The sequence below is a fragment of the Thiomicrorhabdus marina genome, assembly GCF_017571465.1.
GTDB lineage: Bacteria > Pseudomonadota > Gammaproteobacteria > Thiomicrospirales > Thiomicrospiraceae > Thiomicrorhabdus > Thiomicrorhabdus marina.
Genome location: NZ_JAGETV010000027.1, coordinates 1 through 21881 on the forward strand (window position 1 = coordinate 1; position 21881 = coordinate 21881).

Genomic DNA, 21881 nt, shown 5'->3' on the forward strand with positions numbered 1-21881 from the left:
AGGTGGTAAATGGCAGAATAATAACTGGAATTCAGCAAAAACTGGAGTTTGAGGTCAAACAGACAGGCAAGCTGGACTTGTTACGCGTTTCCTTAGGCCATCAAGACATTTACAACTTAGTTAAGGCCGATAAATGCTTAATTTTTCATGAGAAAGTGCATAAGGAAATAGCTAAGCAACAATTTGACGGAAATACTTTGTTCTTTGATCATTTGGGCAGAGCTCTTAGTCATGTCAAATTCAAAACAGATAAAAAATTTCCACGAGTTTACTACGCACTGAGCCTGCTTGAAAAAGAAGGCTATATTCAAGATGGGAGAATGGTTAAAGGAAAATGCACAGCAAAAGAATTATTAAACATGCTTGATGATGCAGGGTTTTATTTCCCCAAAAGGGCGACTGCAAATGAAGATAAGTTCCGTCAACTGGTTAAGAAATACCATGATGATCGTAAACACCGTTTGAACCCCCACAATCAATAAAATTGAGGGGGTCTTAATCCAATCCTTCAAATCATAAATTTGTCTCCAACGAGCAATCGTTAACTTTCGAATAATTATGGAGAACAAATTATGTCAAACTCAAATACGAAACCTGAAGTTGAAGCGCGTGAGAGTGTGGGCTTGCAGGAGCGCGCAGGCTCTGCGCGCCCGCAAGCCACCTCGCGAACGTGCAACCATTCAGGTGCGGCACTTAGTAACACAGCACCTGCAAAATACATAAATAACCAAAACATTAAACCACTACGCTGTGCTGTCGATAGTTTGTACTTATCGTATCGGGGCAACATAACACCCCAGATAGAAGAACTATTAACCTTCCTGAAGAACATGGCGCAACATACCGATCCTGAGATTGCTTCAGAAGCCTATTTGCATTTCTTTGAGCATAAGTTTCAGGTTATGCCGAAAGGGGCGGGTAAGTTCTCATTTGTTCTCAAAGACAACTGGTTCAATATCCAAGTTTCCAGTGGTAAATCCTCATCCGTTCCTCTTGCCTATGTTCAGATCAGTAGTGAACTACTGACCTTTATGGAATTGGATGAAATCCTTAAACATCTAGATCAAATAATTGACCGACTTGGAACGGTTAAAGGTCATCCATCGGTTAGTCGTCTTGATCTCTGCATGGACTTTGAGTGCTATTCAAAATTCAATGTCGAAGCGATTGAGATTAATCAGTGGAAAACCCGAGCAAAGCAGATTGACCGTTTCCATCAAAACAAACGACCGTCTGGTTGGCGAATTGGTAAGGGTTTGATTATGGGCAGACTCTATAACAAGTCTCTCGAAATCCAGAAATCCAAAAAAGACTATCTCCTTCCACTTTGGGAAGCTTCCGGATGGTCAGGTGTTACGGATGTATGGCGTGTCGAGTTTCAGATGCGTCGTGAGTTTTTAGCTAATGTTGGTTTAAAGCATCCTGACAAAATCACTAAACTCAGTCCTGCTGTTTGGAAATACGCATCAACGAATTGGCTTCAGCTCGTTACGCCCACTGATGACAGTAACGAATCTCGTTGGCCTGTTACTGAAGCATGGCACGAGATTGCACAAGCTTGTACAAATGTTAACTGCCAAGCGGTAAAACCTGTCGTAAAAAGACGGCTACCTAATGATCAATATCTTTTTGTTAATGGGTTAGCGGCGATTAGTTCTTTTATGGCGAGAGAGGGCATCTCTGATCTGGGTGAAGCACTTGGTGAGTTTTTACATGAAGCGGAACGCTATCACCTCTCCAAAGATCAGACGATGGAAGACTATCTGAAGATGAAGGCGAAAGAAAAAACGCTTCGTTATAACACGGAATTGAAGGAGTAAATAGCCATGGGTGAGCAAGTCAAATTGCTCACTCTCTCCCAAGCGGCTAACTATTTAGGCTGTAATCCTGAAACGGTTAGAAGACATGCTCAAGCAGGAAAAATCCCTGCGGCAAAGCTTGGCAGAAAGTGGGTATTTATCGAACAAGACCTTGCACAATTTCTGAGAAATCAATATTCTACGCCTGAGAGTGTTGTGCAAGTTGTTGACAACAATGAGGAATCATTATGTCAATCTACAAACGAAACACTATCTGGTGGGTTGAATTCATTGCACCAGATGGAACGAGAATACAGCGCTCTACTGGGACTGAAGACCGGAAACAAGCGCAAGAATTCGAAGCAAAGCTGAAACATGATTTATGGCGAGTTTATCACTTAGGTGAAAAGCCTCGTATGTTATGGAAAGAAGCGGTGATTCGTTTCATGCGTGAAAAACAGAATAAGGATCAGACTAACGAAATCAGCATCTTCAAATATCTTGATCCTTATTTTGGTCATATGTATGTCGATGAAATCCGACGTATGCACATTGATGGCATCATTCAGCAAAGACTGAAAGAGGGCGTCAGTAATGCCACGATCAATCGACTGCTTCAGAAACTTAGAGCGGTATTAAACAAAGCACACAAAGAATGGGAGGTGAAATGTGATCCTCCTTTCGTCAAACTCTTAAAAGAACCGAAAAAGCGAGTTCGATGGCTGACTGAAAACGAAGCCTATCGACTCATTCAAGCCTTACCTGCTCATACGGCAGATATGGTTATCTTCTCTTTAGAAACCGGTTTGCGTGAATCCAATGTCACTTTGTTGCGTTGGGATCAGATTAATTTAAGCGAGCGAGTTATCTATATCGAAGGTGACGATATTTTAAAGAGTGAACAGGCATTTGTTGTTCCACTGTCTGAAAAGGCAGTGGAAGTACTTAAACGGCAATTTGGTAAGCATTTAGAACGTGTATTCACTTTTAAAGGAAATCCTGTTCGAAGAGCCAATACCAAAATGTTCAAAGAGACTTGCAAAGAAATTGGCTTAGAAGATTTTCGATGGCATGATTTGCGTCACACTTGGGCGACATGGCATGTGAATCGAGGAACACCTTTGGAGGTTCTGCAAGAGTTAGGCGGCTGGTCTGACTATAAGATGGTGAAGCGATATGCTCACTTTAGTCACCAGCACTTACATAAGTATGTAAATAGCACCCAAAATCAATTCTCTACAAATTTCCCTACACTGGCGAAATTTGGACAATAAAAAAGCCCTGACTGATTTGGCTCTAGGCCGCGCCAGTCAAGGCTTTGGAATTTGGTAGCGGGGGCTGGATTTGAACCAACGACCTTCGGGTTATGAGCCCGACGAGCTACCAAGCTGCTCCACCCCGCGTCAATTTGTAGTATCGAACTGGTCGCTCTTGGTAAGCACCGTTGCTGTTCGATGGGGCGTATTATAGGGACTTCTTAAGTCATTGCAACCCTAATATTAAAGAATTTTTATATTTTTTAGAAATTTCTTATATGGCCATGTTTGAAAGGGCGATTACTGCTGGCTTAAAGTAAAAAAGCGCCCGTATTGAGCGCCTTTTTCATGGTTACGGGAAGGGTTTACTTAGCTTTGTAACTGTAAGGTTTATCTTCATTAATTCTTTTCATAATCAATTCGATATTTTCTTGTAATTTTGTCAGTTGTTCTTCGATAAGTTTTTGTTGTGTTTGCATCTGGCTGAATTGCTGTTCAAGCCTTTGTTGTGATTTACCATCTGTTGCAGAGGCGACTGGCGTTGATTTTATTTTCTCCAACTGTTCGCTAATGGTTTTTAAATGTTTGTCGTGTTTTGAAACTAGCCAACGAATATCGGCTAACTGTTGACTCTGTTTAGAGTTCAGTTGGCTAATATTATTTGCAGTGCTCTGAGATGGTTTGGCGGCATTTTTATTTAGCTGTGCGATTGCTGTCGATAGTAGTTCCTGCTGTTTACTCAGTACTTGAACTTGTTCGTTTAAATTGGCAAATACAGGTTGTAACTGGTTATGTATTACTTGTTCTAATTGTTGTGTGGTAATCGTGTCTGCCACGTTACTAGACGGAATAGAATGAGTTGACGGTTCTGCTACCTCGGCCGTTTTAATTTCTTCGTTAGCATGAATAGCGCCATCAGCCGTGCCAGAATGCGCTTCGCTATTTTCTTCCGCGCTAGTTGGAAGAGCGGATTGATTACTTTGAGCGGTATCAGTATGGTCAGTAAATTCAGGCTTTCCTGCCGCTAATTTTTCAACATAGAAGCGACTGGCTTCGATTTGCGCGGCCAAATCATCAATCTTAACGCTAAGGTCGCGTTTAAACAGCGCGTTTTCTGTTTGGATAATATCAAGAATCTCGCCTTTTAACTGTTCTTGTTTATTATTTAGATTGTAATAAATCGCCCCTATCAGACCGATAGCCGCTAAAGCAAGAATCAAAGTGATGATCATTATGCTGACAAACATTTTTTTGCTGTCGCTAAGTTGTGTACCGGCATTGCGAACCGATTGTCGCCAGTTAAAATTCGCATTACTGAGCTCATCGGTGTGTTCGCGCATTTTCTCTGACAGCTTTAAACTGGCGTGAGCGGCTTCTTGGCTTTGTGTTGCTGCATCTTGTGCAGCTTTTGCTGCTTCCAGTGCTAGTAGAGAAGAGTCCACTTTAGCTTCGGCACTGGCGTCTTGTAAATCGTTTTGCTTTTGACGATTATTGGCAAGATTCTGTTCGAGCTCTTCTTCGGCAACGCCTAATCCTTCGACTACATCGAGAAGATCATCTACCTGTTCATTATCTCTCATGGTTTTATCCTAAGATTGATAGAGTTTAGCGACGCGCTCGGCTAGCTCGTTATTGGTTTGCTGCAGCTCTAGATTGCGCTGTTGCAGCTGGCTTAAAACGGCATCCAATTGCTTGTCGTCGTAACTTTTTAGAGTTTGCATATCAATTTGATATTTCGCCTGTTGAGTAATTTGGCGAGCACGTTCTATGGCGGCAAAGGTTTTTTCAATTGCTTGTTGTGCGTTTTCGGTGGCGTGTTGCGCTTTTTCTGCGGTTGACAGGGCGACTTTTGTCGTCATCTTAGCAGTCGTGCTTAACTGTTCAATAATTTCATGACTTTGCTCTTCTAGCTCAATTGAAGTGCTCATGGTATCCACTGATTGGTTAGTTTCGTCGACCAGTTGCAATAGCTGACGTTTTTCCGGTGTCATATTAGGATCAGTATCCAGCTCCTCTTCAGGTATGCTTTGCTCTGGTTGAGCTTCTGTGGCTGTTACAGTGTTAGTCACTTCTCTTTGGGTAGCGGAATCTACTAAATCATCCAGTTCATCCAGCATGTCTAGATCACCGCTCTCTTTGACGTCGGAGCTCTCAGCCATAGATTCATCGTTAATGTCATCCGAATCGAGTTCTGTTGGTTTGATTTCTTGAGTGCTTGCTTCTTCAATTTCTAAATTGTCGGCGTTTTCTTGGCTGGCAGACAGCATTTTTTGAGCAAGCTCTGGATCAAAATCAATATTTATCTCTGGCTCGGAATCAAGGTCGATAGCAGGCTCATCTGCCTCTGTTAGCTGTTCGGAAATGGAGTCGGTGACTGAGACTTCTTCTATTTCGGTAGGATCTTCTTCCTCAGGTGTTTCATCAATCAGTAGTTCATCAACCGATTGTAAGTCATCAACAATGTCTAAATCCGATTCTGCCGGTTCGTCATCGTTTAACTCTGTGATATCGACTTCGACAGGCATTTCACTTGGTTCGGAATCATTCATTACCAACTCGTCGACAAAGTCATCGGTTAATTGATCGGCAGGAATATCATTTAATAACTGCTCGTTATCAGCTAAAGCTTGTTCTTCCGATGAGCTATCCAGTGCGGCGGCCATATCTTGCATGGCATCATTGAGTTCATCATCGCTGGTTGGAATGTCTTCTAGGGTATGGCTATCGATTTTTTCTTCATCGGTGTCAATCAGCTGTACGGATTCTGGTTCGGCAACACTCTCGATGTCATCAATTTCATTCAGCAAGGCATCGACATCAAAGTCGTTGCTTTGCTCCGTCGAATTTTCGTCAGTGTCTTGCATCATCTCCACCATCTGTTGAGTGGCTAGATCATCTTTTTCTTTATCAATCGTAGACATGGCATTTTTCCCGTAATCGAGCGCCTAATGGTAAGGTTAATCTTATGCAGTTTACCGAATGCACACCACCATACTCGCTATCTAAAAGGCGCTTAGCTGTTTTGTGTCAAGATTTGTTGCATGGTTTTCTGTAGCAAAGCATTTAGCGTGCCAGCACCTTGTAAATGTGGCAGTTAGTAAAACAGATTTATAGCGAAAAGGGTGCTGGACAAGAAAACTCCAGCCATTGCTCTGTGGCCGGATGGGAAAAGGCCAGATATTGAGCATGCAAACACAGTCTTTTGGCTTGTTGCAAGGCAAATTGGTCTGCATAAAGGTTATCGCCGAGAATCGGGTGCCCGAGCATCTGCATGTGCAAGCGAAGTTGGTGGGAGCGGCCGGTAATTGGTGTCAGCTCGACGCTAAAGTGATTTGGGTGTTGTTGTAGAAGGCGCCATTCAGTCTTGGCGAATTTACCATGGATGAAATCGACCATTTGCAATGGTCGGCGTTCCCAATCGCAACGCATCGGCAAACTTATCATGCCTTGCGGTTGGCTGATTATCCCTGTGCACAGAGCATGATAACGTTTGTGTGTGTGCCGTTCTTGAAATTGGCGACTTAGATTACGATGCGCTTCTTTATTGCGAACCAAAACCATTAAGCCGGAAGTATCCATATCCAAACGATGCACAATCAGCGCATCGGCATAGTTTGTTTGCAGATGGCTAAGCAAACACTCCTGTTTATCATCACCGCGACCTGGAACCGACAATAGACCACTTGGTTTATTGGCGACAATAATTTCATCATCAGCATATAAAACCCAGCTTGGGTCATATTCAAACGGTTTTAAAATCGCGGGTAGGGGGCGTAGATACGGATGCATTTTTCACCATAGCCTTGTAAACTAAGGCGCTTATTTTAAATGATGAGAAGACAAAAGATGGCAAAAAAGGTCTCTGTATTATTCGTCTGCCTTGGCAATATTTGCCGCTCGCCAACGGCACATGCGGTATTTCGTAAAATGGTTAAGGATCAAGGATTAGAAAAGCTGATTGAAATTGATTCTGCCGGCACCGGAGCGTGGCATGTTGGTAATCCGCCGGATAAGCGTGCTACCCAAGTAGCGGAAGGGCGTGGGATTCAAATGCGAGACTTGCGTGCTCGACAGGTTGATTTCGGAGATTTCTATCAATATGACTATGTTTTGGCGATGGATAATTCCAATTACAGCAATCTGTATGAAATGGCTCTGCCTGAGCATCGCGAAAAGCTACATATGTTTTTGTCGTTTAGTGACGATTTCTCGGAAACCGAAGTCCCGGATCCATACTACGGCGGCCCGGACGGTTTTGATTATGTGTTCGATATGGTTGATTCTGCGTCCAACGGCCTTTTGGAGCATATTAAGGCTAAGCATTTAAACGCTTAGTTTTTGACAAAAAGTGTAAACAAAAACGCCCGAGAACTAAAAAGTTACTCGGGCGTTTTTGTTTTAACCGTTATTTTGACGCCTGCCAATAATCGGCGGACGTCGGTAGCGAATTAAGTCTTGGATACTTCTTTCACTTCCGGTTCGATCTTTTCAGAAGATTCGTTTTCAGGCTCTGCAACCGGTTCTTCCGTATTTTCAGAAGCGGTCTCTTCGGTTGATTCCGTTGTTGCTGGCGGTTCAACTTCTGCGACGACTTCAGTAATTTCTGGATCTGTTTCTTGTTCAACTACTTCGGTAGAGCCTGTAATTTCTGCTTCAACTGAATTTTCAGATTCAACGACAGGTTCAATAACTTCAGCAGACATTTCCATTTGTTGTTCAGGCGCTTCATCATTTGCTTCGCCAGCCGTTTCTTTGACTGGCTCAGCCACGACTTCTGCAACTTCTTCGCTAACCGGCTTAAGAGCCAGTTCTGCTTGCTTGTCTTCAGTCGATTCAGTTGACTCTACTTCAACCGTTTCGGCAACGTTTACTGAAACTTCTACTTCAGTGGTTTGCTCTGATGCATTCGCTTCAATAGCATTTTCATTCGATGCTGCTACTTCTTCAGCTAGGGCTGTGGCAGCTGCTGCCGCAGCTTCACTTTCAGCGACGGCAGCTTGTTTGGCTGCGGTTTTTTTCTCTTCTGCTTCAACCTTGCTCGGATCAATCTCACCTTCCGCATTCACTAGATGTGGTGCAGGCGAGTGGATTGAACGGTTTTCCGCATCACGCGGTGCACGGCGACGGGAATTGACATGGCTACGGCTGTTGTAACGGCTACGACGGCGTTGACGAGGTTTTCTTCCACCATCTTTTTGATTGTCGTTATCGGCTTGTTCATCAGTTGCTTCTAGTGCAGCATTCTCCGGTACTTGCTCATCCTGCTGCAATGTTTCATTTTGTGCGGCATTTTGATTGTCAGTTACCTCTTCCGGTTTACGGCGACGGTTACGACGGTTGCGGCGACGCTTGTTACCTTCTTCTAGATTGCCTCCAGATTTAGTCTCTGCCTGAATGGTGTCGTTTTGCTCTTTAGGGCTCTCGTCACTTCGATTGTTGTCGCGGTTATTACGACGACGGTTATTGTTACGACGACGGTTTCCACGGCGATCATCTCCATCACGGTTATTGCGACGGCGATTATTGCTTTGTTTGTTTTTCGGTTTGGTTTCTTCCGGCTCTTCTGCTTTACCGAATAATGCCTTCCATACACGTGAGAATAGTCCAGGTTTAGCTGGTGTATCTTCTGTCTGAGCTGTGGCGTTTGGTGCCGGAGTACTTGGTGCCGGTGGTGCAGTTGGAGTAATGTTTTTAACCGCAGGCTCTTCTTTGACCTGTGGTGTTTCATTAACGTTGTGCAGTTCACTTTCCGGAATCACTTCGATTTTGTTTTCGTAGCTAGCATGATGATCAATTTCATCATTCAAGCGAGTACGTTCCATAATGTATTGCGGTGTCTGTAGGTGCTCGTTTGGCACAATCAGTACGTGCATACTATGGCGGTCTTCAATCTTAGTGATTTGCTGACGTTTTTCATTCAATAGGAAAGTCGCCACATCAACCGGTAACTGTACGGTGACACGGCGGGTGTTTTCTTTCATGCTCTCTTCTTCAAGCAAACGCAGGATAGAAAGACCAAGAGAAGAAACGCCGCGGATAACTCCGACACCGCTACAACGTGGACAAACGATTTGGGTTGATTCATCAATCGAAGGGCGGAGACGCTGACGCGACATTTCCAAAAGACCAAAGCGCGAGATTTTACCAATCTGGACGCGTGCTCGATCCGTTTTCACGGCTTCACGAATTTTGTTTTCCACTTCACGTTGGTGGCGGTTCGAGTGCATATCGATAAAGTCGATAACCACCAGGCCACCAAGATCGCGTAGGCGAAGTTGACGCGCGATTTCACACGCCGCTTCTAAGTTAGTATTGAACGCCGTTTCTTCAATATCGCCGCCTTTGGTTGCGCGGCTTGAGTTAATGTCGATTGCGGTTAGGGCTTCAGTAATATCAATAACAATCGCACCACCGGAAGGTAGCGTCACTTCACGTTGGTAGGCTGATTCGATTTGCGATTCAATCTGGAAGCGAGTGAATAGGGGAATCGTGTCTTGGTAAGGCTTAACTTTATAAACCTGCTGCGGCATAACGTGTTGAATGAAATCACGGGCTTTATGGTAAGTTTCCATGTCGTCGATAATGATTTCACCAATGTCTTGGCGTAGGTAGTCACGAATCGCTAGGATGACGATATCGGATTCTTGGTGAATCAAGAACGGTGCCGGCTTGTCTTCAGCGGCTTTGGTAATCGCTTCCCATAGTTGAACTAGATAGTTAACGCCCCATTGTAGCTCTTCGGTGTTTTTGCCAACACCGGCGGTACGGATAATTAGACCCATGCCTTCCGGCGTGTCTAAGTCGCGAAGGGTGTCGCGAATTGAGCTACGGTCATCGCCTTCAATGCGACGTGAGATACCGCCAGCTTTGGCGTTGTTAGGCATCATCACCACGTAAGGGCCCGCTAGAGTGATTTGCGTTGTTAGTGCCGCACCTTTGTTACCGCGTTCTTCCTTCTGAACTTGAACAATGATCTCTTGTCCTTCTTTCAGAACATCTTTGATGGTGAAGCGACCCGATTCCGGTTTTTCTTTCGGAAAGTATTCGCTGGCAATTTCTTTAAAAGGTAAGAAACCGTGACGTTCGGCACCGTAATCAACGAAAGCCGCTTCCAGTGACGGCTCGATACGAGTGACCTTACCTTTATAGATATTGGCTTTTTTCTTTTGATGTAGTGGGGTTTCGACGTCGAGGTCATATAGCGTTTGACCGTCAACTAAGGCAATGCGAACCTCTTCCTTTTGGGTCGCATTTATGAGCATTCTTTTCATTGTTATCTCTTTTGATTGGCTAAGAGAACACAACCAAGGCAGGGTGCTGATTAGAAATGCTTACGAGTTTTGGCTGCAAAAGAGTGTCTAGGCGGATTTGTTACCTGAAATGTTGGTGATGCGCTCTTAGTTCGAAGCATAAAAAAATAGCTTGCTTCAGAAGAACCGCCCGGTGAAAGGGCTAAGCGTTATCTTGGGTATCCGGTCAATCGGGTCCGGAAATACTGTCTAATTTCGTCGTTTCAGTAACAATTTGTATCGAGCAGAGGTCATCTTTTTCGTTTTTGTTTATCGTGCCTGTGCTCTAGCCGTCAAAGCAATGCTTTGATTTTTAACGGTTTTCGCGCGCTGCTCGTATGGTTGTCGTCACGTCTTAGGGGAAGTTAGCGGCACCGGTTCAGGAGACTCAAGAGTCGGCTGAATCAATTTAGCGATGAAATGCTAAATATTCGGTATTAGGGCTAACGGTCGCTGCGCCCGACAACTTTGCATACTAAAAAGCAGAATGTCGTCTGTCCGTTGTGTTGTGTTCCAGTTTTAAAAAGCAGTTGTATTAAATACAAAAGCGTTAAAAATGGGTTTCATCACGTGAGTTTAGCAAGGCTTATAAGCACCGTTTTAACGGGCTTTTTAGCGGTTTCTAAACTCTAATTAACCTTAGTGGTTATGCTTATGTAATTTTAAGCTCGGCAAATATATCACCCCTCATTAGGCTTGGCAATCACTATCTTTTAAATTGTGTAAAAACCTGTGTATAACTTGTCGATGAATTGCGAATAACTTCTATTTTGGCAAGTTAAATTTTCGCTATAAAGGCGCGCAGAATTTACCAGAATCGCTACAATAGTGGCGTTTTCAAATAGTGATTATCGGGAGTTGAAATGGCGGAACAGCAGCCATACAGCAAAGTACAATTTTTGGATGTTGGTGAGGAAGATAGTGGGCAGCGGCTCGATAACTTCTTGATGCGTCATTTTAGAAAAGCACCTAAGGCTTTGATTTACCGAATTATTCGCAAAGGCGAAGTGCGGGTTAATAAGGGGCGTTCTAAAGTCAGTACGCGTTTGCAGACAGGGGATGTCGTTCGTGTGCCGCCATTGCGGGTAGAACAAGCCGAAAAGGTCGAGAATTCCGAAATTCCTGCGGATGAGCTACGTCAAATCGAACAGGCTATCATGTACGAAGATAACGATTTAATCGTCGTCAATAAGCCATCCGGTGTGGCGGTGCATGGTGGGGGCGGTCTTCGCTATGGCTTGATTGAAGTGTTGCGTGCCTTACGTCCAAAAGCGCGTCGCTTGGAGTTGGTGCACCGCATTGACCGCGATACCTCCGGCTGCCTGTTGGTGGCGAAGAAAGCTTCAGTTTTAAAAGCGTTGCATCAGCAGATGCGCGATGACCAATTTGAAAAACGCTATTTGGCGATTGTCAGCGGACAGTGGCCGAAAAATGTCAACAAAGTCGATCTGCCTTTGAAAAAAGAGCATCTAAAAGACGGTGGCTGGCATGTCAAAGTTGCGCAAGACGGCAAGTCGGCGTTGAGTTATTTTGAGCTCAAGCAGCATTTGAACGGCTGCGATTTAATGGCAGTGCGTTTGAAAACAGGGCGTACCCATCAAATTCGTGTTCACGCTTTAGCGAACGGTTGTCCGTTGGTGGGGGATGATCGTTACGGCGACCGCGAGTTGAACAAGCGATTCCGTAAATTGGGTATGAAGCGTTTGGCTTTACATGCCCATATTTTAGGGTTTACTCACCCAAATACTGAAGAGTATATGCGCTTTGAAGCGCCATTATGGGCTGACTTCAGACGCTTAATAGAAGAACAAAGTTTATAGGTTGCACACAGTGAAAAAATATCAACTGGCTATCTTTGATTGGGATGGTACTATCATGAATTCCGAAGGGCGTATTGTCGATGCAATTAAGATGGCAGCACGCGAATGTGGTCTGCAAGTATTGCCGGACGAGGTGAATAAGCAGATTATCGGTTTGAGTCTGGAAAAGGCAATTTTAGGTCTGTATCCTGATTTAGATGAAGCTCAAGTCGTGCGTATGTCGGAAGCTTATACCAAGTCTTTCTTGGAAGACAGTGATGTGCATATGGTGCCGTTTGATGGTGCCGAAGCCTTATTGCTGAATCTGAAACAGCAGGGGTTAAAATTGGCAATTGCAACCGGTAAAAGCCGTAAGGGTCTGAATCAAGTTCTTGAAGAGTGTGGTTTTGGGGTTTACTTCGATATGACGCGTACGCCGGTCGAATCAGCGTCCAAACCGGATCCGTTAATGTTGCAGCAGATTTTGGATGAACTGCAAGTTTCGGTTGAAAATGCGGTGATGATTGGTGATACCACTTTTGATATGGAGATGGCGCAAAACATTGGTATGGATCGTATTGCCCTGAGTCATGGCGTGCATCAGATGCACCAGCTTGCGGAATATAACCCGGTTGCGCAATTGGATGATTTGCAACAGCTTAATGCTTGGCTGATGCAAAACATCTAATTTATTTTTTATTCTACTTTTAACGGCAGAGCGATGCCGATTGCATAGAAAATATCGGTCAATGCCATGAGTGGAAGGCCGATTAGCGCGTTAGGGTCACGCGATTCGATTCGTTCAAATAAAGTCACGCCCAAACCTTCCGATTTAAAGCTGCCGGCACAATTAAGTGGTTGTTCGATTGTTAAGTAATTTTCAATAACCTCGTCACTCAATTCACGAAACACCACTTTGGTAATGTCCATTTTTTCGAAGCTTGCGCCGGTTTTGGAGTTAACGACTGCCAGCCCTGTATAGAAAGTGATGGTTTTGCCACTGAAACTCTGTAATTGCGCTTTGGCTTTTTCGAAGGTGTGCGGTTTGCCAAGTGGTTTGCCATCTAAAACCGCGCTTTGATCGGAACCTATAATAAGGTGTGCCGGAAATTGTTTACAGGCAGCTTGCGCTTTTAATAGGGAAAGGCGTTGTACCATTTCTTTAACATTTTCGTTTTCAAGCGGCGTTTCATCTACTTCCGGTTTGCAGGTGGTAAATGGAATCTGTAACTTTTCCAGCATCTGTTGGCGGTAAATTGAAGTGGAAGCCAAAACGAGCGGGAGAAGTTGTGGGTGACTTGTGGATAACCCGTGGGTATCTTGCATGGTTTTTCTCTGTATTGTGTTTAAAAAAGCTAAGTTTTTTGTAAGTTAAGACGGTTTTGTACCGTTTTGTAATCTGCGTAATCCGCTTTGCGATACAGTACTTTTCGTCGGCGAAATTATCATCTGTTTAGCGATGATATGGTTTTGCTGTTGAAAATATAGGTTATTGTTTTTATTGCTTAAAGTCGAATAGGGTTAAGTTGGAAAGGCCTGTAATAAGCTTGTCAAGCTTAGCCCGATTTTCACTTTGTAAAACGCCAATCTAATACGGGAAATAAACACCTTTCTCATGTGCGTGAATTTCTCTGTTTTTTTGCGTGTTATTTTTTGACTTAACAACCGCTTGCGGGTATGATGCGCGCCTATGTTAAATAAGCTACCCGATTTAATCGATCCACTGTATGCGGTCAAACATGATAAACGTTATGTTGGATCAGTCAAACTTTCGCGTTTAAAGCGTCTGTGCGAACAGCTTGCAGAGAATGGCTGCGATGATCGAGAAGTGCAGGTTGACATTAAATTTTATTACGACAAGGTAATTCGCTTCCCTGTCTTTGAAATGAAATTGACAACCGAATTGAATTTACAGTGTCAGCGTTCGCTGAATACCTTTAGCTTACCGGTAAATACCGAAGTGAGAGGGGTGTTTACCGAATCGATGGCACTGGTTGATGACCTGCCTGATGACCTTGAGGTGTTTGAGCTCAGTGATGAGAAATTCTCATTATATGAGTTGGTCGAAGAAGAGTTACTGCTTTGTGTGCCAATGGTACCGGTAGATCAAAATAGCTCGATTGACTATGAAAATACCTATGATGATCATTCAGAATCAACCGGCGACTCGGAAGAGTCTCAGTCGGCAAAACCGAATCCTTTTGCGGTTTTGCAAGGGCTGAAAAAGTAATTATTTATTAGGAGAATATCATGGCTGTTCAACAAAATCGTAAAACACCTTCTAAGCGCGGTATGCGTCGCTCTCACGATGCTATCAGTGCAACTGCGATCACTCAAGATCCTACTACTGGTGAAGTACACCGTCGTCACCACGTGACTGCTGACGGTTACTACAAAGGTAAAAAAGTCGTTCAAGATAAGGCGTAATTCGTCTTGGCTATTAAAATAGCAATCGATGCAATGGGCGGTGACCACGGTCTGTCGGTCACCGTTCCAGCTTCTATCGATGCACTTAACAAATTCTCTGATGTTCACATCACCCTAGTTGGTAAACAAGCCGAAATCGAACAGGCGCTTGCCAATTATCAATATGATCAATCACGCTTAAACGTTGTTCACGCCGACCAGGTTGTGGAGATGGATGATCTTCCGTCTAAAGCCTTGCGTAATAAACGCCAGTCTTCTATGCGTTTAGCTCTGAATCTGGTTAAAGATGATGAAGCGCAAGCTTGTGTTAGTGCCGGTAACACCGGAGCACTAATGGCTGTGGCTAAGTTCGTATTGAAGACTTTGCCGGATATCGATCGTCCAGCGATTTGTACCTCTATGCCAACCATGCAAGGCCATGTACATGTATTGGATTTGGGCGCAAACGTAGGGTGTACCGGCGAAAACCTGACGCAGTTTGCGGTAATGGGTTCGGTGTTAGCAATGGCGGTGGATAACAATGAATCGCCAAAAGTCGGTTTATTGAATATCGGTGAAGAAGAGATTAAAGGCCACCAGCGTATTAAAGATGCGCATGTGATGATTCAAGAAACCTCGATTAACTATGTCGGTTATATCGAAGGGGATGACATCTACAAAGGTAATACCGATGTTGTGGTGTGTGACGGATTTGATGGCAATATTGCACTAAAATCGTCGGAAGGTGTGGCGAAGATGATTGCTTTCTATTTAAAGGAAGCGTTTGGTCGCAATATCTTCACGAAAATAGCTGGCTTGGTTGCTTATCCGGTTTTGAAGTCTTTTAAAGACAAGGTCGATCCGCGTCGCTATAATGGTGCATCACTTTTAGGATTACGAAAAATTGTGATTAAGAGCCATGGTGGTGCTGACCAGTTTGCCTTCGTGCAAGCAATTGCAGAAGCGCGTCTGGAAGTCAGTAAGAATGTGCCTGAACGTATTTCTACTGAAGTCTCCAAACTCATTCAAGGCGATATATAGTCTGCCTGTTTGAATACCTATCTTAATCCTCTTTTTAGTGAGCGCCTTCGGGCGCTCTCTTTCGATGCAACGACGGTAAGCATAAACAGCTGTACCGTAATCAACGCAAAGATGTTGAATATATGAATCAAAAAATATACAGCCGTATTATCGGCACCGGTGGCTACCTGCCAGAAAAAGTACTAACGAATGTCGATTTAGAAAGTATGGTTGAAACCAGTGATGAATGGATTCGTGAACGTACAGGTATAGAACAGCGCCATATCGCTGCTGACGGCGAGACGACTGCCGATTTAGGAGAGAACGCGGCGCGTGCTGCGATTGAAATGGCTGGCATTGATGCCGGTAGTATCGATTTGATTGTGGTTGCGACCACCACGCCGGATAAGATTTTTCCGAGTACTGCGTGTTTGATTCAGCAACGCTTGGATATTCACGGTTGTCCGGCCTTTGATGTGCAAGCGGTTTGTTCCGGTTTTGTCTATGCGTTGTCGGTAGCGGACCAGTTCGTTAAGACCGGTATGTCGAAACGCGCTCTGGTTATTGGTGCAGAGACCTTGTCGCGTATCACTAACTGGCAAGATCGTAATACCTGTGTGTTGTTCGGTGATGGTGCTGGTGCTGTACTGTTGGAAGCTTCCGAAGAAGCTGGTATTCTATCGACGCATATCCATGCAGACGGTGAATTTGAAGAGTTGTTGCATGTACCTTCCGGCCCGTCTAAGTTGCCGCAAACTGACCAAGTTGCTGAGCGCACCATGTCGATGAAGGGGAATGAAGTCTTTAAGGTAGCGGTTAATACTCTGTCTAAAGTGGCGACCGAAACGCTAGCTGCTAATAATATGCAGAAAGAAGATTTAGATTGGTTGGTTCCTCATCAAGCCAATATGCGCATTATCAAAGCGACAGCGAAGAAATTGAAGCTTAAAGATGACCAAACAGTGGTCACTGTGAATAAGCACGCGAATACTTCCAGCGCATCTGTACCGCTTGCTTTAAACGAGGCAGTGCGTGATGGACGAATCCAGCGTGGTGAAACGCTGTTACTTGAAGCATTCGGCGGAGGTTTCACTTGGGGCTCGGCGCTAATTAAATATTAATTGTTTTAAAACGCCTTTCTAATCGGGCGTTTTTTTATGTTCAGGTATGAGTTATGCCTGAAAAGAGTAGAGGACAAGTTTAAAAATGAGTTATGCATTTGTTTTCCCAGGTCAAGGTTCACAGTCTCAAGGGATGTTGGCTGAATTGGCTGAGGCTCACCCGCAAGTCACAGAAGTGTTTAAGCGCGCTTCTGATGTGTTGGGGTACGATTTATGGGATTTAGTGCAAAATGATGACAGCGGCAAGTTGAATCAGACTGATGTCACTCAGCCTGCAATGTTGGCATCCGGTATTGCGGTTTTGGAAGTGTTAAAAGCACAGAAAGATGTAGCGCCAGCGTTTGTAGCGGGTCACTCCTTAGGTGAATACACAGCATTAGTGGCAGCCGGTGCCATGACTCTAGAACAAGGTATTGAGTTAGTTGCCGAGCGTGGTCGTTTAATGCAAAGCGCGGTTCCAGCCGGTGCTGGTGCTATGGCAGCGGTACTTGGTCTGGATGATGAAGCGGTTGTTAAGGTATGTGAGTCGGTTGATGGTGTCGTGGAAGCGGTAAATTTCAACTCTCCTGGCCAAGTTGTTATTGCCGGTGAAAAAGCGGCGGTTGAAGCTGCTCAAGAAGCTGCGACCGAGGCTGGTGCTTCACGTGTTGTTCCACTGCCGGTTAGTGTGCCTTCGCACTGTTCTCTAATGAAACCGGCAGCGGATCAGTTGGCGGAAAAATTGGCGGCGATGGAGATGCAAATGCCAAGCATTCCGGTTTTACATAATGTTCATTTTGCACAAGCAAATAATGCTGAAGAAATTAAAGCGTTGTTAGTGAAGCAGCTTTATCAACCAGTGCAATGGGTTAAAACCGTCGAAAGCATGAAGACCAGCGGTGTTGAGATGTTATATGAGCTAGGGCCAGGTAAGGTATTAATGGGCTTGAACCGTCGTATTGACCGTAAAATGGGGATGCAGGCAGTTTTTGATAACGCAACACTAGAAAAAGCCATGGCGACTCTATAAGATTGTCGCTATCCAAGATAAATAATACGTAAGAACCATAAAAGGGTATAAACGATGTTAACAAATCAGGTTGCGTTGGTGACTGGCGCAAGCCGAGGAATCGGTAAGGCGATCGCTCTAGACCTAGCGGCGCAAGGTGCAATTGTAATTGGAACGGCGACTTCCGAAAACGGTGCTCAAGCAATCAGCGACTATCTAAAAGAAGCCGGTGCAAAAGGCCGTGGCGCTTGTCTCAATGTAACGGAGCCGGAAATGATTACCGAAGTGCTTTCTGCAATCACTAAAGAATTCGGAACTCCGACTATTTTGGTGAATAACGCCGGTATTACACGTGATAACCTGCTGATGCGTATGAAAGACGAAGAATGGGATGACATTATCCAGACTAACTTGAATTCAGTGTTCCGTATGTCGAAAGCGTGCCTGCGTGGGATGATGAAAGCGAAAGGCGGCCGCATTATCAATATCGCATCGGTGGTTGGTGTGATGGGTAACGCCGGTCAGACCAACTACGCGGCAGCGAAAGCCGGTATTATCGGTTTCAGCAAGTCACTGGCTCGTGAAGTTGGTGCGCGTAACATCACGGTTAATACCATTGCCCCAGGTTTTATCGATACCGATATGACGAAAGCGCTCCCTGAAGAGCAGCGCGAAGCGCTAGCTAAGCAGATTCCTTTGCAATGCCTAGGTCAGCCGGAAGATATTGCTAAGTCGGTAACTTTCCTAGCAGGCGAAGGCGGTGCTTATATTACCGGTCAAACACTAAATGTTAATGGCGGTATGTACATGGTTTAATCATTTATTTTTGCTTAAAACCTTTTATTTCTGCGGTTATAAAGTTCTTTGCAGGGCAAAAGGTGCAAAAATGCTTGAAAAACCGAAAACATAAAGCGAAAATACCCCCACTTTATTTTTATACAAACCATAATTGGAGAATTTCCAAATGAGCGATATTCAAGAACGCGTAAAGAAAATTGTTGTTGAGCAACTAGGTGTAGAAGAAGATCAAGTAACTGCTGATGCGTCTTTCGTTGACGATCTAGGTGCTGACTCTCTTGACACTGTTGAGCTAGTAATGGCTCTAGAAGAAGAATTTGACTGCGAAATCCCTGACGAAGAAGCGGAAAAAATCTCTACTCTAGCGCAAGCAGTTGCTTACGTAGAAGCAAACCTATAATCGCTCTTTTTGAGAACCGATTAGGTATGAAGGCCGTTTTTATACGGCCTTTTTTTATGCCCGAATGTTTTGTTGTAAAGCGTGAAAAATTCTCTTCTTTTCGGCTCGATAAAAGCACTTGTTCAAGCAGGCGAGTAGTTATTCCGAGTTTCCCTAGACATTGGGCGTAACAGCCAATAAAATCATCAAATCTATTTGCCGAACCGAATTCGGTACTATAAAAATCATTACAGCAAAGAGGATGTCGTTTTGACAAAGCGTCGTGTCGTCATTACTGGCCTAGGAGCATTATCTGCAGTAGGTCTGGATGTACAAGAAAACTGGAATAACCTGCTTGCAGGGAAAAGTGGAATTGATTACCTAACCAAGTTTGATACCGAACCCTTTTCGGTCAGCTTTGGTGGGGAGCTAAAAGGTTTTAACGCTGCTGACTACATCAATCCGAAAGATGCCAAAAAAATGGATCCATTTATTCATTATGGTATTGCTGCCGGTGCGCAGGCGATTCGTGATTCCGGTTTGGAAGTGACCGAAGAAAACGCAACGCGCATCGGTGTATCAATCGGTTCCGGTATTGGAGGTATCGGTTCGATTGAAACCCAACATAATACTTATCTGAAATCTGGTCCACGTCGTGTTTCCCCTTTCTTTGTACCGAGTTCAATTATCAATATGATTTCCGGTAATCTGTCGATTATGTTTGGCTTAAAAGGGCCGAATATGGCAATTGGTACTGCTTGTGCAACCGGTACCCACTCGATTGGTGATGCCGCGCGTATGATTCAATATGGTGATGCCGATGTTATGGTTGCCGGTGGTGCGGAATACGCGACCACGGAATTAGGTCTTGCCGGTTTTGCCGCTGCACGTGCACTGTCGACTCGCAATGATGATCCGAAAGCGGCCAGCCGTCCTTGGGATAAAGACCGTGACGGTTTTGTTCTGGCGGATGGCGCCGGTGCAGTGGTTTTGGAAGAGTATGAACATGCCAAAGCCCGTGGCGCGACCATCTATGCGGAAGTGTTAGGTTTTGGGATGAGCGGCGACGCTTATCACATGACTTTGCCGGCCGCTGGAGGCGCCGGTGCGGCGCGTTGTATGCAAGCGGCATTACAGAACTCAGGTATTAACATTGATCAAATCGGTTATATCAACGCACACGGTACTTCGACACCGGCTGGTGACTTATGTGAAACCAGTGCAGTGAAATCGGTATTTGGCGATGCGGCTTATAATCTGTGCATGAGCTCGACCAAATCAATGACCGGTCATGCCTTGGGCGCTGCCGGAGCGATGGAAGCGGTATTTACCGCGCTGGCGCTAAAAGAACAGAAGTTACCGCCAACCATTAACTTGGATAACCCTCAAGAAGGGTGCGATTTAGATTACGTGGCGAATGAAGCTCGCGATGTTAAGTTTGAGTATGCGCTGTCCAACTCTTTCGGTTTTGGCGGAACCAACGCAACCATCGTACTTGGCAGAGTCTAATCCTTAACCGTTACTTGTCGAATGCGGGAATTTATGCCTGCGCAATGACTATAGAGTTTTATGACCAATCTATCGACACAGGCTGTGATTGCACAGCCTGTTTTTTTCTCAGGCGCAGCAGAAATTGATCTGGCGGCGCTGCATAAGCTAAACCCGCAGCGTTATCCGTTTCTGTTAGAAAGTGTTGCTAAAGGGCAACTCGGTGCTTTCTCGATATTAATGGCGCAGCCAAGCGAGGCGATTCAGCTAAATCCTCAGCAAGCACCGCAGATATTTATCGAAAGAGCCAAGCAGGCTTTTGCTGAAACCCAAACTACGGAAATCCAAATCCGTTTAGGTGACCTTTCTGCAACTGCTGATTCTGACCAGCTACTTCAACAAGCGCAGCAGTTACCGTTTAAAGGCGGTTGGTTTGCCTATTTCAGTTATGACTATGCACAGGCAATCGAGCCGGTTTTAAACCTTCCTGAATCACAATTTCCGTTAGCGAATTTAACGCGCTGTCACGCGGGGGTTGTACTTGACCACCTCAATCAGCAATTGTGGCTTTTGCTGGAAACCGAACATGCAGATCTGTTGCCGGAGATGCTGGCTGAGATTGAAGAGGTATTACAAGCGCCGGCGCAGATTTCTAGCCATGTCGAGATTGCCGATCTGCATGAAGAGAATCCACAGAAATATCTGGATGGCGTTAAGGCGATTAAAGAATATATTCTGGCCGGCGATGTTTTTCAGGTGAATTTATCGCGTTTGTGGCAAGCAAATCTGGCCGAACAACAGGATTATCTGCAAGTCTATCAAGCATTACGTATTAACAATCCGGCGCCGTTCGCTACCTTGGCTTGTTTGCAAGATCAGAACCAACAGCCTTGGCAGATTATCAGTTCGTCGCCGGAACGCTTGGTGAAATATGATTATAGCTGGGTTGATACGCGTCCGATTGCAGGAACTCGTCGTCGCAGTGAGGATGCTGCTGCTGACCAAGCTTTAATGGATGAATTGATTGCACACCCGAAAGAGCGTGCCGAACACATTATGTTGATTGACCTGGAGCGTAACGACTTAGGCAGAATCTGTCAGCCGGGCACGGTTGAAGTCAATGAACTGATGGTGATTGAAAGCTACGAGCATGTCCATCACATTGTCTCTAATGTACGCGGTAAATTACGTGACGGTTTTTCGCCACTGGATATTGTGCATGCACTGTTTCCGGGTGGCACCATTACCGGCTGTCCGAAAATCCGCTGTATGGAAATTGTTGCCGAGTTAGAGCAGATGCCGCGTGAAGCCTATACCGGTTCGCTGGGGTATATCAATTTGGACGGTAGTCTTGATTTGAATATCTTGATTCGTACTTTGATTCAAAATCAGCAAGAGGGTAAACAAGTAATTCAATTCCGTGCCGGTGCTGGGATTGTTGCCGATTCCGATCCGCAATTTGAATTAGTTGAAACGCGTCACAAGGCACGTGGCCTGCTGCGCGCTTTTGGTTTGCAAGACGCATAAGGATGCAGGGA

21 protein-coding genes and 1 tRNA gene are annotated in these 21881 nt (G+C 44.8%); 16 read left to right on the forward strand and 6 right to left on the reverse strand.

Annotation, left to right across the window (positions count from 1 at the left end; translation table 11 throughout):
• From J3998_RS11105 to J3998_RS11115, 4 genes are all read left to right on the forward strand, one after another.
• A partial coding sequence (locus J3998_RS11105; RefSeq protein ID WP_208150739.1) for a hypothetical protein occupies positions 1–482 on the forward strand: 482 nt, incomplete at its 5' end.
• Between the two features lie 90 nt (positions 483–572).
• Complete coding sequence (locus J3998_RS11110) at positions 573–1820, forward strand: hypothetical protein (RefSeq protein ID WP_208150740.1); 1248 nt, start codon at positions 573–575, stop codon at positions 1818–1820.
• Between the two features lie 6 nt (positions 1821–1826).
• The gene (locus J3998_RS13555; protein WP_425086096.1) at positions 1827–2171 is read left to right on the forward strand and encodes a helix-turn-helix domain-containing protein; all 345 of its coding nucleotides are present in this window, start codon (positions 1827–1829) and stop codon (positions 2169–2171) included.
• Positions 2054–3073: a tyrosine-type recombinase/integrase gene (locus tag J3998_RS11115; RefSeq protein ID WP_425086097.1), complete on the forward strand. Its 1020-nt coding sequence runs from the start codon at positions 2054–2056 to the stop codon at positions 3071–3073. The genes J3998_RS13555 and J3998_RS11115 overlap by 118 nt, the downstream gene beginning before the upstream one ends.
• Before the next feature lie 52 nt (positions 3074–3125).
• On the opposite strand, the gene J3998_RS11120 is transcribed toward J3998_RS11115, so the two are convergent.
• From J3998_RS11120 to J3998_RS11135, 4 genes are all read right to left on the reverse strand, one after another.
• A tRNA-Met gene (locus J3998_RS11120) sits at positions 3126–3202 on the reverse strand.
• A 218-nt stretch (positions 3203–3420) separates the two neighbouring features.
• On the reverse strand, positions 3421–4635 hold the full coding sequence (locus J3998_RS11125) for a hypothetical protein (protein WP_208150742.1): 1215 nt from the start codon (positions 4633–4635) through the stop codon (positions 3421–3423).
• A gap of 9 nt (positions 4636–4644) precedes the next feature.
• Positions 4645–5976, reverse strand: coding sequence for a hypothetical protein (locus J3998_RS11130; protein ID WP_208150743.1), 1332 nt, complete (start codon positions 5974–5976; stop codon positions 4645–4647).
• 187 nt (positions 5977–6163) lie between these two features.
• Entirely contained in the window at positions 6164–6844 is a 681-nt protein-coding gene (locus J3998_RS11135) for an RluA family pseudouridine synthase (RefSeq protein ID WP_208150744.1), read from the reverse strand.
• 57 nt (positions 6845–6901) lie between these two features.
• On the opposite strand from J3998_RS11135, the gene J3998_RS11140 reads away from it, so the two are divergent.
• The gene (locus tag J3998_RS11140) at positions 6902–7390 is read left to right on the forward strand and encodes a low molecular weight protein-tyrosine-phosphatase (RefSeq protein ID WP_208150745.1); all 489 of its coding nucleotides are present in this window, start codon (positions 6902–6904) and stop codon (positions 7388–7390) included.
• Between the two features lie 113 nt (positions 7391–7503).
• Here the strand turns inward: J3998_RS11140 and rne are convergent, their stop codons facing one another.
• Positions 7504–10326 carry a ribonuclease E gene (rne, locus tag J3998_RS11145; RefSeq protein ID WP_208150746.1) on the reverse strand — a complete coding sequence of 941 codons (2823 nt, stop codon included), beginning with the start codon at positions 10324–10326 and terminating at the stop codon, positions 7504–7506.
• An 881-nt stretch (positions 10327–11207) separates the two neighbouring features.
• Here rne and J3998_RS11150 point away from each other — a divergent pair.
• Positions 11208–12164, forward strand: a complete 957-nt coding sequence (locus J3998_RS11150; protein ID WP_208150747.1) for an RluA family pseudouridine synthase — start codon at positions 11208–11210, stop codon at positions 12162–12164.
• A 10-nt stretch (positions 12165–12174) separates the two neighbouring features.
• Positions 12175–12831, forward strand: coding sequence for an HAD-IA family hydrolase (locus J3998_RS11155; protein WP_208150748.1), 657 nt, complete (start codon positions 12175–12177; stop codon positions 12829–12831).
• A gap of 8 nt (positions 12832–12839) precedes the next feature.
• On the opposite strand, the gene J3998_RS11160 is transcribed toward J3998_RS11155, so the two are convergent.
• A complete protein-coding gene (locus J3998_RS11160) occupies positions 12840–13469 on the reverse strand; it encodes a Maf family protein (protein WP_208150749.1) in 630 nt (209 codons plus the stop codon).
• Positions 13470–13833: 364 nt separating this feature from the next.
• On the opposite strand from J3998_RS11160, the gene J3998_RS11165 reads away from it, so the two are divergent.
• The 9 genes from J3998_RS11165 to J3998_RS11205 all read left to right on the forward strand — a co-directional run bounded on the left by J3998_RS11165 (position 13834) and on the right by J3998_RS11205 (position 21870).
• Complete coding sequence (locus J3998_RS11165; protein ID WP_208150750.1) at positions 13834–14373, forward strand: YceD family protein; 540 nt, start codon at positions 13834–13836, stop codon at positions 14371–14373.
• Between the two features lie 20 nt (positions 14374–14393).
• Positions 14394–14570, forward strand: a complete 177-nt coding sequence (gene rpmF, locus J3998_RS11170; RefSeq protein ID WP_208150751.1) for a 50S ribosomal protein L32 — start codon at positions 14394–14396, stop codon at positions 14568–14570.
• 6 nt (positions 14571–14576) lie between these two features.
• Positions 14577–15590, forward strand: coding sequence for a phosphate acyltransferase PlsX (plsX, locus tag J3998_RS11175; RefSeq protein ID WP_208150752.1), 1014 nt, complete (start codon positions 14577–14579; stop codon positions 15588–15590).
• Between the two features lie 122 nt (positions 15591–15712).
• Entirely contained in the window at positions 15713–16690 is a 978-nt protein-coding gene (locus J3998_RS11180) for a beta-ketoacyl-ACP synthase III (RefSeq protein ID WP_243750727.1), read from the forward strand.
• 85 nt (positions 16691–16775) lie between these two features.
• Entirely contained in the window at positions 16776–17699 is a 924-nt protein-coding gene (gene fabD, locus J3998_RS11185) for an ACP S-malonyltransferase (RefSeq protein ID WP_208150753.1), read from the forward strand.
• A 54-nt stretch (positions 17700–17753) separates the two neighbouring features.
• Positions 17754–18494, forward strand: a complete 741-nt coding sequence (gene fabG, locus J3998_RS11190; RefSeq protein ID WP_208150754.1) for a 3-oxoacyl-ACP reductase FabG — start codon at positions 17754–17756, stop codon at positions 18492–18494.
• A gap of 148 nt (positions 18495–18642) precedes the next feature.
• Positions 18643–18876, forward strand: coding sequence for an acyl carrier protein (gene acpP / locus J3998_RS11195; protein ID WP_208150755.1), 234 nt, complete (start codon positions 18643–18645; stop codon positions 18874–18876).
• Positions 18877–19125: 249 nt separating this feature from the next.
• Entirely contained in the window at positions 19126–20364 is a 1239-nt protein-coding gene (gene fabF, locus J3998_RS11200; RefSeq protein WP_208150756.1) for a beta-ketoacyl-ACP synthase II, read from the forward strand.
• Positions 20365–20424: 60 nt separating this feature from the next.
• Positions 20425–21870 (forward strand): aminodeoxychorismate synthase component I, encoded by a 1446-nt coding sequence (locus tag J3998_RS11205; RefSeq protein ID WP_208150757.1) that lies wholly within the window; start codon positions 20425–20427, stop codon positions 21868–21870.
• Positions 21871–21881 lie beyond the last annotated feature (11 nt).

Bases quoted from the DNA above. Each gene is read 5' to 3' on its own strand.
- J3998_RS11110 (WP_208150740.1), top strand. From the start codon at position 573: ATGTCAAACTCAAATACGAAACCTGAAGTTGAAGCGCGTGAGAGTGTG.
- J3998_RS13555 (WP_425086096.1), top strand. From the start codon at position 1,827: ATGGGTGAGCAAGTCAAATTGCTCACTCTCTCCCAAGCGGCTAACTAT.
- J3998_RS11125 (WP_208150742.1), bottom strand. From the start codon at position 4,635: ATGAGAGATAATGAACAGGTAGATGATCTTCTCGATGTAGTCGAAGGA.
- J3998_RS11130 (WP_208150743.1), bottom strand. From the start codon at position 5,976: ATGTCTACGATTGATAAAGAAAAAGATGATCTAGCCACTCAACAGATG.
- J3998_RS11135 (WP_208150744.1), bottom strand. From the start codon at position 6,844: ATGCATCCGTATCTACGCCCCCTACCCGCGATTTTAAAACCGTTTGAA.
- J3998_RS11140 (WP_208150745.1), top strand. From the start codon at position 6,902: ATGGCAAAAAAGGTCTCTGTATTATTCGTCTGCCTTGGCAATATTTGC.
- rne (WP_208150746.1), bottom strand. From the start codon at position 10,326: ATGAAAAGAATGCTCATAAATGCGACCCAAAAGGAAGAGGTTCGCATT.
- J3998_RS11150 (WP_208150747.1), top strand. From the start codon at position 11,208: ATGGCGGAACAGCAGCCATACAGCAAAGTACAATTTTTGGATGTTGGT.
- J3998_RS11160 (WP_208150749.1), bottom strand. From the start codon at position 13,469: ATGCAAGATACCCACGGGTTATCCACAAGTCACCCACAACTTCTCCCG.
- J3998_RS11165 (WP_208150750.1), top strand. From the start codon at position 13,834: ATGTTAAATAAGCTACCCGATTTAATCGATCCACTGTATGCGGTCAAA.
- rpmF (WP_208150751.1), top strand. From the start codon at position 14,394: ATGGCTGTTCAACAAAATCGTAAAACACCTTCTAAGCGCGGTATGCGT.
- J3998_RS11180 (WP_243750727.1), top strand. From the start codon at position 15,713: ATGAATCAAAAAATATACAGCCGTATTATCGGCACCGGTGGCTACCTG.
- fabD (WP_208150753.1), top strand. From the start codon at position 16,776: ATGAGTTATGCATTTGTTTTCCCAGGTCAAGGTTCACAGTCTCAAGGG.
- fabG (WP_208150754.1), top strand. From the start codon at position 17,754: ATGTTAACAAATCAGGTTGCGTTGGTGACTGGCGCAAGCCGAGGAATC.
- acpP (WP_208150755.1), top strand. From the start codon at position 18,643: ATGAGCGATATTCAAGAACGCGTAAAGAAAATTGTTGTTGAGCAACTA.
- J3998_RS11205 (WP_208150757.1), top strand. From the start codon at position 20,425: ATGACCAATCTATCGACACAGGCTGTGATTGCACAGCCTGTTTTTTTC.